We start from the raw sequence: 15,675 nt of genomic DNA on the forward strand, positions 1-15,675 counted from the left end.
GACTTTTTTAAGAAGTCGGGTCTCTGGGTATTCAGTGAAGCCGCGGTTATCATACAATGATTCTAGATGAAGTGAGTTTCAACGGGTCAAAGTCGTGGCTTTCAAAATTGGTTTGCTAGGTTTGGGTACAGTTGGCGCGGGAACAGCAGAGATTTTGCTCTCCCCAGACGGCCGCCATCCGCTGTTGCAGGAATTGGAAATCTATCGGGTGGGAGTGCGCGATATTTCTCGAACTCGGTCTTTACAATTGCCAGAAAATGTGCTGACAACTGACCTAGAAGCGATCGCAACTGACCCGGAAATTGATATTGTAGTAGAATTGATTGGCGGATTGGAACCGGCGCGATCGCTCATTCTGCAAGCTATTGCTAGCGGCAAGCACGTCGTCACTGCCAACAAAGCAGTTATCGCCCGCTACGGGAATGAAATCTTCGAGGCCGCCAACAAAAAAGGCGTTTACGTAATGCTAGAAGCTGCTGTCGGCGGCGGCATTCCAGTCATTCAAAGCCTCAAACAATCTTTAGGTGCAAACCGCATTCAAACTGTCACCGGCATCGTCAACGGCACAACTAATTACATCCTGACGCGAATGCAAACAGAAGGTGCAGACTTTGCCGAAGTGCTCGCCGACGCTCAGCAATTAGGTTATGCTGAAGCTGACCCCACAGCAGATGTAGATGGGTTAGATGCTGCCGATAAAATTGCTATTTTAGCCTCGCTAGCTTTTGGCGGACGCATCAAATTAGCTGATGTTCATTGCGAAGGTATCAGAAAAGTTAGTGCGGCGGATATTAACTACGCCGACAAGCTGGGATTTGTGATTAAATTGTTGGCTATTGCTCAAGAAACCTCCCACTACAATGGCAAGCAAGCGGAGGAAGAAAGCGAACTGCTGTCAATTCGAGTGCATCCGAGTTTTGTGCCGAAAACTCATCCGCTGGCGAGTGTTAACGGGGTTTACAATGCAATTTTAGTCGAAGGAGAGCCGATCGGGCAATTGATGCTGTACGGGCGCGGCGCCGGTGCGGGCCCCACAGCTAGCGCCGTAGTATCCGACATCATGAATGTCGCGGCCATCCTGAAAACCGAAACTGTTCCGATTCCCCATCCTTTGCTGAGTTGCAGTCACCAACACTACTGCAAAATTGCTCCGATGCAGGAACTTGTTACTCGCTTTTATGCCCGTTTTCTGACGCGCGATACTCCGGGCGTAATTGGCAAACTCGGCACTTGTTTCGGCAACCACAAAGTTAGTTTGGAATCAGTTGTCCAGACGGGAATTCACGGCGATTTAGCAGAAATTGTAGTCGTGACTCACGATGTTAGGGAAGGTAATTTTCAACAAGCACTCGATGAAATTCGAGCGATGGAAGCAGTCGATAGTGTTGCTAGCACGTTGCGAGTTTTGTAAAAATGATTTGCTAGGGGCGGGTTTCACATACAATATTTGCTAATAATTGACAATATCTAAAACCCGCCCTCGCCCAACGATAAATCCCGATGTACATTTGGCAGATGTGGTAGGGGCGGGTTTCACAGACAATATTTGCCAATCATTGACAATCTATAAAACCCGCTCGCCCAACGGTAAATCCCGATGTACATTTTTAGCCTTTGATATAAGTAAAATTTGATGTGGGTTATCTGTTGTGCGGGGGCGAGTTTATGTAGATTGTTTGTAGTCATTAAATATTGTTGGTAAAATCGGCGGCTACCAGATAATGAAAGGAACAGAATTCGATTTTGTCGATCGCCAAACGGGAAGGCACTTGCTAGATTACCTGTATGAAAAATTTGCCAAACCCCAACTGCACGATACTTTTAAACCCAATAATCCTTCAATTTACATTCGGCACGAAGAAGGGCAAGTTATTGATGGAAATTATATCATAAAAAAAGTGTTTGAAGACTCTCGCACTGGTTTTTATGCTGAAAGTCGCATCCCCATTTCTGGCAATAATCCGCCTGTTTTCGTGATTCGCGGATACGGTTCTTGGTATCCTTTCGAGCGCGTTTTGGAAGATACGCCCGATGTATTTATGGCCAAACTAGAACGCCAGTTAAAATCGGCGCAAACTGCGGGTGCTATTGATTGGATAAAGCAGCAATTTCACAGCGGGAATCCGCCGGATGTCATCGGAGAAAGTTTGGGCGGCAAAGTTGCTCAGCAAATAGCAGCAAAATACCCGGATTATATTAGATCCACTGTAATTTTTAATTCTTTGGGCGTTTCGGAAAAGTTAGCTAAAACTTCCACGGCTAAGAATGTTTTTCACTATTTTACTTTAGGCGAAAGGTATGCTTTCTGGGCAAATGAAGGGGATTACATACCGGGAACGATTTTTGTGATTTCCCCAAAAGGCAACAACTGTTGTTATAAAATCGAAGAGGCGATCGTCCGAATCGCCCGTTTTGAAGGCAAGTTTCTCAAAAGACGCGCAATTGTGGCAATATTGGCTCAGTTGCTTTTGCTCAACAGACATAATGCGATCGTCCTGAACAAACGGCGGCCAGTAGTCGTTCAGATCGATCGTACTCAATTGCAAATTTTCCGAAAAAAGCGCTTTGTTTAAACTCAGACAGAATTGCTTCAAGTCGCAGAGGGCTGGTTTTCCCGCGCTGCGACGGCGAGAACCAAACAAAGTGCTGCGATCGCTTTTTCCCATTCTTGCTTTACAGCGGTGGGTTGAACCTCATCAAAGGCGCTAACTAAACGAGGGATCGCTCGTTCTAATGCCTGTCTAGGAATTGATTTGTGCAGATCAACTAAACGAGTTAAACTTTCTTGATTCTTCAAAAAACCGACTACCCATTTCGTAGTATGATCTGGACTTTCAGGGACGTTTTTAATTCCTAGTTCTGTTTGCAACCAGTCGTAAAAAGGCGGCAACTTTTGAGCTAAAACAGTTCCAGCAGTTGGCAAAGTTTCTTTGAGTAAAGCAGTATCGAGACTTCCTAATAATTGATTGAATTCCGGTGAATCGAGCAAGCTGGTTAAGGGCAGTGAAAGCAGGGCTTCTGAAGCGTCAGGGGATACATTTAAAGTCCGCGAAAATGTTTGCAGCATTGGAAAGTCTCTGGTATGGATGACTCTTTTAGCCTAACAATCACGGGAATCAATGAATATGAGCTACCTCATATTAGCAAAATTGTAACATCTCGATCGCCAAATAAGCATCTAAATCTAGGTGTCTGCATCTGCGACTAATAATTTGCCATTAAATATTCTACACAAATTCTCCCTTAGCAACCATCACCACCTTACCACCAACCAAAACTGTTATTTCCCCTTCATTTTTGGCGGCTTGTAACAACAGCAAAGAAGGTCGATCTATTTCATAACCCTGCTCAACTCTGACATCAATCTTTGCTTCCCCATAATAATCATGTTCTACCAAATATCCAGCCAAACAGCCGTTAGCACTGCCAGTCGCCGGATCTTCTGGAATTCCTAATGAATGGGCAAAAACTCGCACGTTTAAATCATTAAGATCGCTGTAGGTTTCTGGGCAAAATATCAAAATTTCTTTCGCTTCCATTGTATCAACTAGCTCAAAATATTTATCTAAGTTGACTTGAGTTTTTTTGAGCGAGGCGAGAGTTTTTAATGGGACAATTATAAACGGCACTCCCGTAGAAACTTCTTGAATTGGGAAGTTGGAATCAATTTCATCGGGTGCTAAATTCAGGACATTGGCCAGAGTTTCTGCTGATAAAACTTGACCAAAACTAGGCGGGTTTTGTCGCATCCACAAAATATCTGCCGATTCATTGTGATAATTAAAAGTAACTGGAATTTGACCGACGGCTAGATTGAGAATTACTCGATCGACCTTTTCGCGAATAATCTCTTGCTGCAACACAAACGCAGTGCCCAAAGTCGGATGACCCGCAAAGGGTAATTCCTTCTTGGGCGTGAATATCCGCACGTCATAGCCGCCATCTCGCGGATCGGGCGATCGAATAAACGTAGTTTCTGAATAATTGATTTCCCTCGCTATCAGCAGCATTTGGGCCTCAGATAGTTCGGCAACTTCAGCACCGCAAAATACAGCTAGCTGGTTGCCAGCATATTTTGACTCCGCAAACACGTCAACTATATAAAAATTCATAATTATGCCTTTAGTAAAAGTCAATAACTGATATTTTACATCGATCGCAAGACAGCCGTTAAAATAACAATAAAAACATAGGAGTAATCGCCGTGAGCGTCACGACTGTAAAATGGACGGTTGCAGACTACCACCGCATCATTGCAGCCGGCATTCTGGAAGGGCGAAACGTTGAATTAATAGGTGGAGAAATAATTGAAATGGCTCCCGAAGGAGAATCTCATGCTTACTCTAGCGATGAGGCTGGAGAGTACCTAATTTATTTGCTGGGTGATCGGGCTAAAATCCGCCAAGGTAAACCGATTATCTTGCCACCAAGCAACTCCGAGCCACAACCCGATATCGCTGTAATTCAACGTTTGGGACAAGATTACCGAGAACATCATCCCTATCCAGAAAACATCTTTTGGCTGATAGAATACTCGGATCATACTCTGAGCAAAGACTTGGGAATCAAGAGCAAGATTTATGCGGAAGCCGACATTTCTGAGTATTGGGTTGTCAATTTGCGAACTAGGGAATTAATAGTATTTCGAGAGCCTACCAATGAAGGATATCAATCGAGACAAACTCTGACTCAGGGTAATATTAATCCGCTGGCATTTCCTGATGTTGCAGTTTTGGTCGCTCGAATATTAGGGGCTTAGGTAAATTGGACAATAATGCAATAATTACTGCTGTTTTCTTGTTACCAGGCTCTGCCTGGTAACACAGATCCAGAGGCTCCGCCTCACTATTTCAAACAGCGAATTGCCTCTAACATTCCCCTGGCTTTATTCAGCGTTTCTTCGTACTCCATATCCGGGTTAGAATCTGCCACCAAACCAGCACCTGCTTGCACAGAAACCGAATGTTTATCGCCTCCTTGAGAGCGAACAACCATAGTCCGAATGGCGATCGCACTATTCAATTGCCCCTCAAAATCATAATACCCATAAACCCCAGAATACGGCCCCCGGCGACAACCTTCCAACTCGTGCACAATCTCCATCGCCCGAATCTTCGGAGCACCGCTAACCGTACCCGCAGGAAAACCAGCTTTCAACAAATCCCAAGCTGTCTTATCCTCAGCCAATTCTCCCACCACATTGCTCACAATGTGCATGACGTGAGAATAACGCTCAATTTCCATTAATTCGTCAACTTTTACAGTACCGTTTCGGCAAACTCTTCCTAAATCGTTCCTGCCCAAATCAACTAACATGACGTGTTCCGCAATTTCCTTGGGATCTTGCAGCAATTCAGCAGCCAAAGCATCATCTTCTTGAGGAGTTTTACCCCGGCGGCGAGTGCCGGCAATCGGTCGCAAAGTTGCTATCTTTTTGCCGTCAGCAGTATTTTCCGCCTTTACCATAATCTCAGGACTCGAACCAATTATCTGCCAATCTCCGAAATGAAAATAAGCCATGTAAGGAGAAGGATTTATGAGACGCAAAGAGCGGTAAAGTGCAAAAGAATCGCCACTGTATTCAGCATCTAGTCGCTGCGAAATAACTACTTGAAAAATATCTCCGGCTTTGATATAATCCTTCGCTTTTAAGACATTGGCACAATACTTTTCACGGGTAATATTGCTAGTGTAAGCCAATTCTGTATTTCCGGTTGTGGAACGGGAATCTTGCCCGTTATTGGGAGGAGTCCATTCTATGAGAGTAGATTGCCGGGAAAGCGGCGATTGCAGCTTCTGAACTAACTTGCCAACGCGATCGCACGCTTGCTGATAAGCATCGGCCAAATCAACGCCAACCTCGCGCAAATCCGCATAGGCGACGGCCCAAATTTTCCGCTTCACCTGGTCGAAAATCAGCAAATTATCAACCTGCATCCACAATCCATCCGGCAAATCATTCTCGCTTGCTGGATGCACGGGAACTCGCGGTTCTATCCACTTAATTAACTCGTAACCCCAAAAACCGAATAACCCGCCAATTCCCGGCGGTAACTGCGGCAATTTTACCGGTTGATAAGACTCCAAACATTCAGTTAAAGCTACAAACGGATCGCCCGTAAATACTTTTTCGGAACCGTCACGGTAAACTTGAGTTGTGCGAGATCCCCTTGCCTCCAAAATCCACAACGGATCGCACCCTAAGAAACTATAACGCCCAAGTTTTTCCCCACCTTCCACCGACTCCAGCAGAAAACTGTAAGGTTGACCGGCACAAACCCGATACCACGCAGACACCGGCGTATCCAAATCAGCAACCCATTCTTGATACACGGGTACAAAATTGCCTTGTTTCGCCAGTTCCGAGAATTGTGAGAAATCGGGAAATATCATATATATCAGAAGGAAGAAGGAAGTTCGGCAACGGATTCTGTAACGGATGTAACGGATGTAACGGATGTCAGGAAGAAGGAAAATGCAATCCTAGGATTTCAGCGATTAAAAGCGTCCTAACCGTCTTGGTGCTCAATAAACAAAAGACGGAAACCAACATCCCTCCGGCGGCCGATACTCGCCAAGTGCCATCACCGCCATCGGCTTGAGGGCGCGCAGCCCCTCTTGCAAACACCAGCGAAACAAACTTGCGTAACGCACCGGCAAGTGGAAAGAAACCTGTGCTTCGGAGTTCGACGCGGCCGCCCCCAACAGTAAAGCCTGGATATCCGCCTCAGTTTCTGCGACGCTGTGGCTCAAAGCCGACACCGCACAAGTATAAGCCACAATCCGACCTTGTTTGCAAGCAACCCAAGGAGAAAAGAAATTCAGGGCGTACTCAATATCGCTAGTTCGATCGCACCTGTATAATTTCTTGCACAAAGCCGCACATTCACCAACATCCTCACTAGCCAGCGGCCGCACCTCAAACCCATGCTGCGGCTGGCTGCGAAACTTCCCTTCCATTAACACGAAAGGTTCCTTCACCTCAAAACCCAAGGAAGCGTACAGCGACAGCGACGCCATATTAAAAGATTCCTGAACCAAACGGATACCCACAGCGTCCTGTCCCCGTTCCAGCAAAGCTTTCATGATTTCGCGTCCCGTGCCGCGGCCTTGAAAAGTTCGATCGACACTGACGGGCCCAATACCGCGAATCGGGTTGCGTTCGTCCATAAACCCGCAGCCGACAACCGCACCCTCACTCTCGGCTACGATCCCAAAAAATACCGGACTCTCGATTAGCAAGCCCGTTATTTCGGTTGCAAAATCCAGCGTTGGAAAATCTGTAGGGAATTTATGGCGATCGGAAATATCTTTAAAAGCTTCATAAGTAATGCCAGCGCAAACATCGATATCAGAAGGCTGCGCTCGCCTGATTACGACATTCATTTTTAATTTAACTATTAACTTTTAATAAGATTAGAAGTTTGCAGTAGTATTTTGGCGCTGCGGGCTAAGCCTCCCGCGTCAGAATACTACTGCAAAAACAAGTTTACAAGCTGAGCCTTACAGGGAAGATTACCTATGTTTTGCTCAGCCATGCAGTCATGGTCTAAGGGTCGAAAGTCTTCTTACCGCTGAACTTCAGCTTAGCCGGATTTGGATTGCTGCCAATATTGCGGTCAATCTTACCGTTGTAGGGACGACCTTCGTTCACCTTCTCAGGGAACACGCCATCCTTGGGATGCAGGTACTCAGTAGTACCGTCTGGAAACACGCGGTAAATTTTGTAGTTCGTGATTTTGAATTTAGCCCGCAGTTGCTGGCCGCCCAAAGCGATGCACTGCTCCTTCCGGGGCAGATGCAGCAAGTTGTCGCCTTGACGCATAATCGCAGCGCCACCCGTAGGCATTTCAAACACCTGCTCCTTGGGGCTAGTCCAAGTGATAGCGTACTTCTCTTCAACTAGCGCCTTGGTCAGCAAGCCGCCTGTGCTGCCGCCGAAAAGAGGGGGTTGTCCAGTGAGTTCTTCTGCCATAAACATATCCAAAGGATTTTTACGGCATCGTATCATCATGAGGCGACACGGCTGTAGAAATTGTAAGGAAAGTTAACAGTTTTTTGGCGATCGATCTCTTCTGATAATTAGTAATTAATAATTGATAATTGATAATTGGTAATTTCCACCAAACTTAGAAAACTAAATTAGGCAGCACGAATTCCGAAAAAATAATCCAAAAAAAACAGCAATTATTCTGGTGCTTGTGGGGCACCCGAATAATCGCACATTCCCCCCATTTCTCCCCACACACGATCGAACAATTTACCGCGTCAACCCTAAGTCAAGAACCAATTAGGGTCATAGCCGCGCGGAATTTGGCTCAAAGCAGTCCAAGTTTCTTGATTGACAATCCCGTCGGCCTCAATCCCAAAGCTTTTTTGAAATGCGCGAACAGCTTTGTCCGTCAAAGTAGCAAAGTCGCCGTCAATTTTACCGCCATAATGCTGGGAAATTTTGAGAACTTCCTGAACAGTAGCGACTGCTTCCCCAGAACTGCCGAATTTGAGTACCGGCATATTAACTGGGGCTCCAGTATAAAGCGCCTGCCAAGTCAGCGGCCCGACAATACCGTCCGGCGACAAGAAAACCCGAAACTGAAACAGTTTCACAGAAAATTCAACTGCTTTGTCAAAAATTCCTTTAGCAGGATGCCGATAAAGTTGCAACTTTGTTAGCAGTTGTTCGAGTTCCAATACCGCTTTACCTTCAGAACCTAATTGTAGTTGTGGCTTGTTGGCCATAGGTTGAGTAGATTTCATCTGGGTTGTAGGTGACATAATCGATTTTCCTCCCCTCTAGGTTTGAGTATTCTTCTGGAAAAAAAGTTTTTCCGGGCGAAACATTTGCATTTTCAACTTTTCACGAATCAACACTGGCGTCGGCAGTGCCTCAACAGATTCGAGCGCCTTTTACCATCTCACGACTTGTGGACAAGAGACTTATACCATTTTAGATTTTAGATTTTAGATTTTAGATTCGGCATGACTGATTACTATCGGGGTTTGCAGCGTACCTACAGTTGGATTCTTATTTTAAACTGGTATTAATTTTCGGCAGCCTCCCTAGATATTCTGTCGCCAAACCGGGTTTAAGACGGTAAGCGCATCCTGAATCTGCTTTGATACTTTCTATTTTAAAGCTGAACACCGCGTGGCCACCTCACCTTTAAGGCCGATATCACAGGGTGGGAGAGGGTGTAGCAGCGGAGCCTGGTTCTGCAGTGAAAACTTTTCTGTGCTATCGCATCTGGGTCAATCAATTAATATCGATTTCAGTTGCACTCCTCACCATTGTTGACTGTTGACTGTTGAAGGAAGGGTCAAAAAAATCAAAATTGCGCGAATTATTTGTTGGCAGCTTGATTCGGCTTTACGTCCGACGATGAAGCGCGGATTTGATATAACTCGATCGATTCTTGCGCGATCAGACTCCCAGAAACCCGGTTTTTTACACTATGTTTCATGTAGATGTAGATCGCGATCAACCGGGTTTCGAGCAACAGAATCAGTAAGGATGCGAGAACTGTAAAGAGAAACCAGGTTTTGCGCGGTGTAATTCATAAACCAGGAATACGCTGTATCAATTGAGTCTAAACAGTGGGAATAGTAAAGTGAAATTCACTTCCTCGGTCTTTCCCTGCGGAATCTACCCAAATTTTACCGCCCCAGCCAGCAACAATCTGCTTGCAAATTGCCAATCCCAAACCGGTACCGCCGGCGCTGCGGCGCAGCGCTCCTTCTTCTTGATAAAATCGATCGAACACTATTTTTAAACTGTTCGCCTCTATTCCCCTCCCAGTATCAGCTACGAGCACTTCCACCATCTGAGAACCGTTGCATTTGGCTCGCACTGTCACGCTTCCTTGAGGTGTGGTGAATTTGCAAGCGTTGTCTAATAGTTTGGAGAGAACCTCCACCAACCACTCTCCGTCAGCTTGCACTAAAGGCAATTCTGCGGACACTTCGGCGATAATTTCCGGTAACTGTCGATCGACCGTGCGCGATCGCACGCTGCTGAGGGCCAAATCAACGCATTCTTGCAGCGTCAGCGATTCTACATTCCATTGGACTCGCCCGCTTTCTAAGTGAGAAAGAGTTAAGAAATCCTGCACGAGTTTCCGCATTCTATCGGCATCACCGAGGGCAGTTTCTAACATGATTTGCCGCAATTCTGGGGGCATATCCGGTTCGGAGTTCAAACTTTCCAAACAAACTTGAATCGTAGAAAGCGGAGTGCGGAGTTCGTGTCCGGTGATGGCAATTAGATTGCTGCGAGTGCGGTCTAATGCTTCTAATTGTTGGTTAAGTTCTTCTAAATGAGCGTAGGTTTCGGCTTGAATTAAGGCGGCTCCGAGTTGGGTGGCGATCGCCTCTACTAATGCAATTTCGTCTTCTTCCCAAGGCAAAACCGATCGGCACTGGTGCATTTCCACCATTCCCAAAACCCGCCCCTGATAAAGCACTGGCACCATTAACCAAGAGACAATTTGCCAATTTTTTACAGTTTTTTCCAGGAATTGTGTATTGACAATCAACGGGTGTTGTGCTGTGTCTTGGATGTAAACTCGCTCTTGCCGCCCCACCGCGTCGCTCCATATTTGATTTTCCTGCAACAGCCAAGTCTGATCCAGCATGGAACTAGCGCCGGGAGCCAAAAACTCGCGATCGATTTTGACCGCCACATCTGTGGCCTTGCAGCGATAAATCAAACATCGGCTTGCTGACAGGGCAGTGCCGAGTTCTTGGACTGCAACTTCGACGATTTCTTGTGGGTTGAGAGACTGCCGCATTGCCGTTGTAATTAAGTTTACGAGGCGTTCTTTGCGTTCCTGGGCGGCGATGGCGGCGTATGCTTTAAGCAGTTTGTGCTGGCCTGCTTGCAAGTAGGTTACTAAGCGTTCGGTAAAAGCATCGCTCAATTTGGGATTGGGAATTTTTGAGTTTTTCCCCCTACTGATGTCGGGTTTGGTCGCTTTGGAAGCGGCGGATTTCCGCGTTTTTTTCGGTGTTTTGAGCTTGTAAGTAGTTCGGGCTCGATCGATCTTTTCGGCCAATTCCGGGCGATAATTGACAATTCTATCGAGCAACAATGCGGCAGCTTTGGAGCTTACCTCGCGATCGAACGTCCAAATTCCTTCAAATCTGCGAGCTTGATCCATCAACAGTGGCCCGCGATCGTCCTGGTTGTCGATCGGCACAATTTTTTCTTGACAAATCAGGCAAGTTGAGTATTGTTCGCCCAGGATCACTAAGTGCCACTCTTTACTCAATCCGTCCTCCGGTGCAAACGCCACAGTTTCGTGACACTCCGAAGCATTTTTAAAGTCAGTTTCCGGTGCTGCCAGCACGTATACCTGAGACGAGCGTGAGGCAATTCGCCGGTAGCGGTGAGCTTCCTGGCGGTAGAAGCGCTCTCGCTGAAAGCTTGCAATGACTAGCGGTTCGTCGTCGGAACCCGCCAAAACTAAGTCTTCCATCGCGTGAGACAGGGCTGTCATGGAAGATTTGAAATAAATTTGTGCCCGCAGTTGGGGCAAAGCTTGCAGAAGTTCTGCCAGTAGCGAAATAGGGACGATCATCTAGCCTTAAACGTGCATTTTTGCCGATGACAAAACAGGATCGATAGGAGGTTTAGAGCGATCCCTTTTCAGTATCTGATACATTTATGCTTCATAACACGACTGTTTAAGTCATATCATGCTAGCCATATCATTTAGACGAATCTAAGCAGAGGTATGCCTCCAAGACCTTGAGTTCATCCCAAAGTCACCTGTTTTTACCTCTAGGTTTTGACGCCAACTCATCTATTCAGGCTTCGATTCGGGCGTTAGCACTCTCACCATTCAGACTTGTTAGGCACCGCTTGCGGATCTCTTGCATTATACTATTCTTGAGGTATTTGATATCAGTGCCATCTGTATCGGTTTTTGGCGAACCGGTTTTTGGCGATCGATCTGGTTAATCGGTAATTAAACTTTAAAAAAGCGCAAATAATTAGCCATTAGTTAAAAACTAACGACCAATTATTTTGACGACTGAGCCCAAGAAACCCGGTTTTTACCCACCATCTATGAATAAATCGGGCTTCTGACACCTAGCTTGTAAGTCCTATATTTTTTTTGAGGCATCGCGCCTAAGTATAAATGCTGTGGCTGTGGTTGTCTTAGGCTAGTTCGCCCCCTTCATCGCTGCCGCCCGGAGATGATTTGTAGAGAGCATCTAATTGTTCGCGGGCGTCTTGGACAGTCAGCGAACGCATCACTAAAAGCGGCTCATTAACTATGTTTCCGTATTCATCTAAAAGTTCTGGATGCGGTACCGATTGATAGCGAGGATAGGATGCGTAGGGATTATTTGCCCTAAACTGTTGAGGGCGCTGGGACTCCATACCTACGGTGACTAGACTGCGGATTAAGTTACCGACTGCCAGAAAGGCAAGAACGGTAAAAGCTAAAATATAAAGCAAGTGCAACATTCTCTTCTCCTCCGGGCTAAACAGCCACACAGCAATTTACAAAAGTGTTTCAGCAAGTAATAACTTATTAACTGGAAATCTGTTTGAGGTTGTCAAGTCAGCAGCCACATTTCCAAAAGTTGGGGATTTGACTGCAAATTTAACTTGAACTCGGTTCCTTATTTTCCAGGGGGAGCTGACTGCAATGAGCGAAAGCGCGCCGATACTTGCCAGCATTCGGCGAGTAGTCGGTGCCAGGGCATCAGTGCTGCTGTTTCAATCCCAACTTGACCTCCGGTTGCTTGAAATAGAGCTGTAGCCGCGCCTACTTCTTGCTGAGCCTGTTTGACTCGCGCCAGCAAGTCAGATTGATCTTCGTCGCTGAGAAAGGGAATTTCCTCAGTTTCTAAGAGTTTTGCCGATCGGTCGAACCAGTAATTGAAATCCTCTAACAGCGGTTCCAGTAACGCTTTGAGCAATTCTGATTCGGGCAAGTTGGAATTAAGCATGGATCAAAATTGGGTTATTTATCTATTATAGTCTTAGACGGTCTTTACAAATTGTAACATTTTTTTAACAAAAATTCAATAATTTAATAACAATTAGCCGGTGGGTGTGAATAAATTTAACTGTGCCAGCAGCGATTTTTGAGTCGAAATCCCCAAATTGTGCAATATCGGCTCAGACTCGCTAGCAATAGCTCATAGCAGAAGGAAGTTCGGCGAAGGATTCGCTTTCTTCCGATGTAACAGATGAAAGGAAGAAGAAAGAAGGAAGAAAAAAACTATGCCCAATGCCCAATGCCCAATGCCCAATGCCCAGAATGACCTAATTTCCCAGGGTGTCCCCCAACCTGAAGTCGGCGCTTGCTGTCGCAATCTGAGTAATATAGAAGCAACTGCCACTAAATTAATTGCTAATTCAGCCGATGTCTAGCTCAGAATCCATGTCCCCTCCAGAAGAGTCCGCTAAAATTGAGTTGCCCCGCACGAGTGAGTCGGAATCACTAAAAAAAATTCGCCACACCACCTCCCACGTTATGGCGATGGCGGTGCAGAAGTTATTTCCCAAGGCGCAAGTAACAATTGGCCCTTGGATTGAAAACGGTTTCTATTATGACTTTGACACTCCCGAACCTTTTACGGAACAGGATTTAAAAGCCATTAAAAAAGAGATGATCAAAATCATCAACCGTAAATTGCCTGTAATTCGGGAAGAAGTCAGCCGCGAGGAAGCGGAACGCAGAATTAAGGAGATTAACGAACCTTACAAATTAGAAATTTTAGAAGGTTTGATCGAACCGATTACTCTTTACCATTTGGGCGAGGAATGGTGGGATTTGTGCGCCGGGCCTCACTTGGATAATACCAGTGAGTTGAATCCAAAGGCGATCGAGCTAGAAAGCCTAGCAGGTGCGTACTGGCGCGGCGACGAAACCAAAGCTCAATTACAGCGCATTTACGGCACTGCTTGGGAAACTCCCGAACAATTAGCAGCATACAAACACCGCAAAGAAGAAGCATTAAGGCGCGATCACCGCAAATTAGGCAAAGAATTAGGCTTGTTTATCTTTGCCGATCCAGTTGGGCCAGGTTTGCCTTTGTGGACGCCCAAAGGCACTGTTTTGAGAAGTATTTTAGAAGATTACTTGAAACAAGAACAAATCAAGCGCGGTTATTTGCAAGTAGTGACTCCGCACATTGCCAGAGTCGATTTGTTCAAAATTTCTGGACACTGGCAGAAATACAAAGAAGATATGTTTCCGCTGATGGCGGAGGATGAGGAAGCGGCAGCAAACGAACAGGGTTTTGTGATGAAACCCATGAATTGCCCTTTTCACATTCAAATTTACAAAAGCGAATTGCGTTCCTATCGCGAATTGCCGATGCGTCTAGCGGAATTCGGCACAGTTTACCGCTACGAACAATCGGGAGAATTGGGCGGTTTAACGCGGGTGCGCGGCTTTACGGTGGATGATTCCCACTTATTTGTCACGCCGGAACAGTTAGATGCTGAATTCTTGAATGTGGTGGATTTGATTCTGTCAGTCTTCAAGAGTCTCCAACTGAAAAACTTTAAGGCGCGTTTGAGCTTCCGCGATCCGAACAATTTAGAGAAATACATCGGTTCCGATGAAGCTTGGGAAAAGGCTCAAGGTGCAATCCGCCGCGCGGTGGAAACTTTGGGAATGAATTATTTTGAAGGAATTGGGGAAGCGGCTTTTTACGGGCCGAAACTCGATTTCATTTTCCAAGATGTCTTGGATAGAGAATGGCAATTAGGAACTGTTCAGGTAGATTACAATTTGCCAGAACGTTTTGATTTGGAATACGTTGCTGAAGACGGCACTCGCAAGCGTCCGGTGATGATTCACCGCGCTCCTTTCGGTTCTTTGGAACGCTTGATCGGGATTTTGATCGAGCAGTATGCGGGGGATTTTCCGCTGTGGTTGGCGCCGATTCAGGTGCGGTTGTTGCCTGTCAGCGCGGAGTTTTTGCCGTTTGCGAAGGAAGTGGCCGCGAAGATGAAACTGCTCGGAATGCGCGCTGAAGCTGATGAGAATAGCGAGCGTTTGGGCAAGTTGATTCGCAATGCTGAGAAGGATAAAATTCCGGTGATGGGTGTTGTGGGTGCGAAGGAAGTTGAGGCGAATAGTTTGAATATTCGGACTCGTGCTTCTGGGGAGTTGGGGGCGATTTCGGTTGATGAAGTGATTGGGAGGTTGCAGGCGGCTATTAGTAGTTACGGCGATTTTTAGGTCATTTTAACCGCATATTTTAGAACGGGCGAGACGCCCGTTCCACAATTAACTTAATGGGCGTCTCTCCCGTTCCACGATTCACTTAACGGGCGAGACCCCCGTTCCACAATTAAGGCAAATGATAAGCTGTTGTGTATTTAATTTTCACAATCCTCTGCGTTGCCTTTGCGCGCGGGTGATGCGGAACCAATTGTAGATTTACAAGCGTTATTAAATGGGGTTTACGATCGCCCCGCCTATGACTTTAGAATAGATTATACCGCCGCACCAGTTCCCCCACTGTCCGAAACCGATGCTGTTTGGGTGGATGTTTGGTTGGAGGAGAGGGAATTGATCGCATGATAGAGGGAGGTTTAAGTGCGATTGATATGGAAAAATTATTAAATACGCTCATACTTATGGCCAACAGGTGGTAAACAAGGATATAAATGTCAAGAATGTGGGCGACGGTATTTTGTTCATC

General features: G+C 46.0%; 15 protein-coding genes. 6 read left to right on the forward strand and 9 right to left on the reverse strand.

Annotated features, from left to right (window positions below; genetic code table 11):
- The first annotated feature begins 94 nt into the window (after positions 1–94).
- Both QUA36_RS19275 and QUA36_RS19280 read left to right on the forward strand, forming a co-directional pair.
- Positions 95–1,411: a homoserine dehydrogenase gene (locus QUA36_RS19275; protein ID WP_333458756.1), complete on the forward strand. Its 1,317-nt coding sequence runs from the start codon at positions 95–97 to the stop codon at positions 1,409–1,411.
- 310 nt (positions 1,412–1,721) lie between these two features.
- The gene (locus tag QUA36_RS19280) at positions 1,722–2,573 is read left to right on the forward strand and encodes a hypothetical protein (protein WP_333458757.1); all 852 of its coding nucleotides are present in this window, start codon (positions 1,722–1,724) and stop codon (positions 2,571–2,573) included.
- A gap of 17 nt (positions 2,574–2,590) precedes the next feature.
- On the opposite strand, the gene QUA36_RS19285 is transcribed toward QUA36_RS19280, so the two are convergent.
- Both QUA36_RS19285 and QUA36_RS19290 read right to left on the reverse strand, forming a co-directional pair.
- Positions 2,591–3,067: a hypothetical protein gene (locus QUA36_RS19285; RefSeq protein ID WP_333160081.1), complete on the reverse strand. Its 477-nt coding sequence runs from the start codon at positions 3,065–3,067 to the stop codon at positions 2,591–2,593.
- 160 nt (positions 3,068–3,227) lie between these two features.
- Positions 3,228–4,112, reverse strand: coding sequence for a PhzF family phenazine biosynthesis protein (locus QUA36_RS19290; RefSeq protein ID WP_333458758.1), 885 nt, complete (start codon positions 4,110–4,112; stop codon positions 3,228–3,230).
- Between the two features lie 92 nt (positions 4,113–4,204).
- Between QUA36_RS19290 and QUA36_RS19295 the strand changes: the two genes are divergently transcribed.
- Positions 4,205–4,759: a Uma2 family endonuclease gene (locus tag QUA36_RS19295; protein WP_333160085.1), complete on the forward strand. Its 555-nt coding sequence runs from the start codon at positions 4,205–4,207 to the stop codon at positions 4,757–4,759.
- Positions 4,760–4,845: 86 nt separating this feature from the next.
- Here QUA36_RS19295 and trpE read toward each other — a convergent pair whose 3' ends face one another.
- The 7 genes from trpE to QUA36_RS19330 form a co-directional block, all read right to left on the reverse strand.
- The gene (gene trpE / locus QUA36_RS19300; protein ID WP_333458759.1) at positions 4,846–6,393 is read right to left on the reverse strand and encodes an anthranilate synthase component I; all 1,548 of its coding nucleotides are present in this window, start codon (positions 6,391–6,393) and stop codon (positions 4,846–4,848) included.
- Positions 6,394–6,525: 132 nt separating this feature from the next.
- Positions 6,526–7,386: a GNAT family N-acetyltransferase gene (locus tag QUA36_RS19305; protein WP_333458760.1), complete on the reverse strand. Its 861-nt coding sequence runs from the start codon at positions 7,384–7,386 to the stop codon at positions 6,526–6,528.
- Between the two features lie 163 nt (positions 7,387–7,549).
- Complete coding sequence (locus tag QUA36_RS19310) at positions 7,550–7,975, reverse strand: photosystem I reaction center subunit II PsaD (protein WP_333160170.1); 426 nt, start codon at positions 7,973–7,975, stop codon at positions 7,550–7,552.
- Positions 7,976–8,274: 299 nt separating this feature from the next.
- The gene (locus QUA36_RS19315; protein WP_333160091.1) at positions 8,275–8,775 is read right to left on the reverse strand and encodes a peptidoglycan-binding protein; all 501 of its coding nucleotides are present in this window, start codon (positions 8,773–8,775) and stop codon (positions 8,275–8,277) included.
- Positions 8,776–9,587: 812 nt separating this feature from the next.
- Entirely contained in the window at positions 9,588–11,576 is a 1,989-nt protein-coding gene (locus tag QUA36_RS19320) for a DICT sensory domain-containing protein (protein ID WP_333458761.1), read from the reverse strand.
- A 584-nt stretch (positions 11,577–12,160) separates the two neighbouring features.
- Positions 12,161–12,472: a DUF2973 domain-containing protein gene (locus tag QUA36_RS19325; RefSeq protein WP_333160097.1), complete on the reverse strand. Its 312-nt coding sequence runs from the start codon at positions 12,470–12,472 to the stop codon at positions 12,161–12,163.
- Between the two features lie 158 nt (positions 12,473–12,630).
- Positions 12,631–12,960 carry a DUF2605 domain-containing protein gene (locus tag QUA36_RS19330; protein WP_333160099.1) on the reverse strand — a complete coding sequence of 110 codons (330 nt, stop codon included), beginning with the start codon at positions 12,958–12,960 and terminating at the stop codon, positions 12,631–12,633.
- A gap of 277 nt (positions 12,961–13,237) precedes the next feature.
- On the opposite strand from QUA36_RS19330, the gene QUA36_RS19335 reads away from it, so the two are divergent.
- The 3 genes from QUA36_RS19335 (at position 13,238) to QUA36_RS19345 (ending at position 15,554) form a co-directional block, all read left to right on the forward strand.
- The gene (locus tag QUA36_RS19335; RefSeq protein WP_333160101.1) at positions 13,238–13,387 is read left to right on the forward strand and encodes a hypothetical protein; all 150 of its coding nucleotides are present in this window, start codon (positions 13,238–13,240) and stop codon (positions 13,385–13,387) included.
- Positions 13,380–15,209, forward strand: coding sequence for a threonine--tRNA ligase (gene thrS / locus QUA36_RS19340; protein ID WP_333160103.1), 1,830 nt, complete (start codon positions 13,380–13,382; stop codon positions 15,207–15,209). Before QUA36_RS19335 ends, thrS begins: the two co-directional genes overlap by 8 nt.
- A gap of 162 nt (positions 15,210–15,371) precedes the next feature.
- The gene (locus tag QUA36_RS19345) at positions 15,372–15,554 is read left to right on the forward strand and encodes a DUF4058 family protein (RefSeq protein ID WP_333453227.1); all 183 of its coding nucleotides are present in this window, start codon (positions 15,372–15,374) and stop codon (positions 15,552–15,554) included.
- Positions 15,555–15,675 lie beyond the last annotated feature (121 nt).

It is taken from the genome of Microcoleus sp. Pol10D4 (assembly GCF_036701555.1).
Lineage (GTDB): Bacteria > Cyanobacteriota > Cyanobacteriia > Cyanobacteriales > Microcoleaceae > Microcoleus.

Bases quoted from the DNA above. Each gene is read 5' to 3' on its own strand.
- QUA36_RS19335 (WP_333160101.1), top strand. From the start codon at position 13,238: ATGCCCAATGCCCAATGCCCAATGCCCAATGCCCAGAATGACCTAATT.
- QUA36_RS19280 (WP_333458757.1), top strand. From the start codon at position 1,722: ATGAAAGGAACAGAATTCGATTTTGTCGATCGCCAAACGGGAAGGCAC.
- QUA36_RS19315 (WP_333160091.1), bottom strand. From the start codon at position 8,775: ATGTCACCTACAACCCAGATGAAATCTACTCAACCTATGGCCAACAAG.
- QUA36_RS19305 (WP_333458760.1), bottom strand. From the start codon at position 7,386: ATGAATGTCGTAATCAGGCGAGCGCAGCCTTCTGATATCGATGTTTGC.
- QUA36_RS19310 (WP_333160170.1), bottom strand. From the start codon at position 7,975: ATGGCAGAAGAACTCACTGGACAACCCCCTCTTTTCGGCGGCAGCACA.
- QUA36_RS19285 (WP_333160081.1), bottom strand. From the start codon at position 3,067: ATGCTGCAAACATTTTCGCGGACTTTAAATGTATCCCCTGACGCTTCA.
- QUA36_RS19325 (WP_333160097.1), bottom strand. From the start codon at position 12,472: ATGTTGCACTTGCTTTATATTTTAGCTTTTACCGTTCTTGCCTTTCTG.
- QUA36_RS19330 (WP_333160099.1), bottom strand. From the start codon at position 12,960: ATGCTTAATTCCAACTTGCCCGAATCAGAATTGCTCAAAGCGTTACTG.
- trpE (WP_333458759.1), bottom strand. From the start codon at position 6,393: ATGATATTTCCCGATTTCTCACAATTCTCGGAACTGGCGAAACAAGGC.
- QUA36_RS19320 (WP_333458761.1), bottom strand. From the start codon at position 11,576: ATGATCGTCCCTATTTCGCTACTGGCAGAACTTCTGCAAGCTTTGCCC.
- thrS (WP_333160103.1), top strand. From the start codon at position 13,380: ATGTCTAGCTCAGAATCCATGTCCCCTCCAGAAGAGTCCGCTAAAATT.
- QUA36_RS19290 (WP_333458758.1), bottom strand. From the start codon at position 4,112: ATGAATTTTTATATAGTTGACGTGTTTGCGGAGTCAAAATATGCTGGC.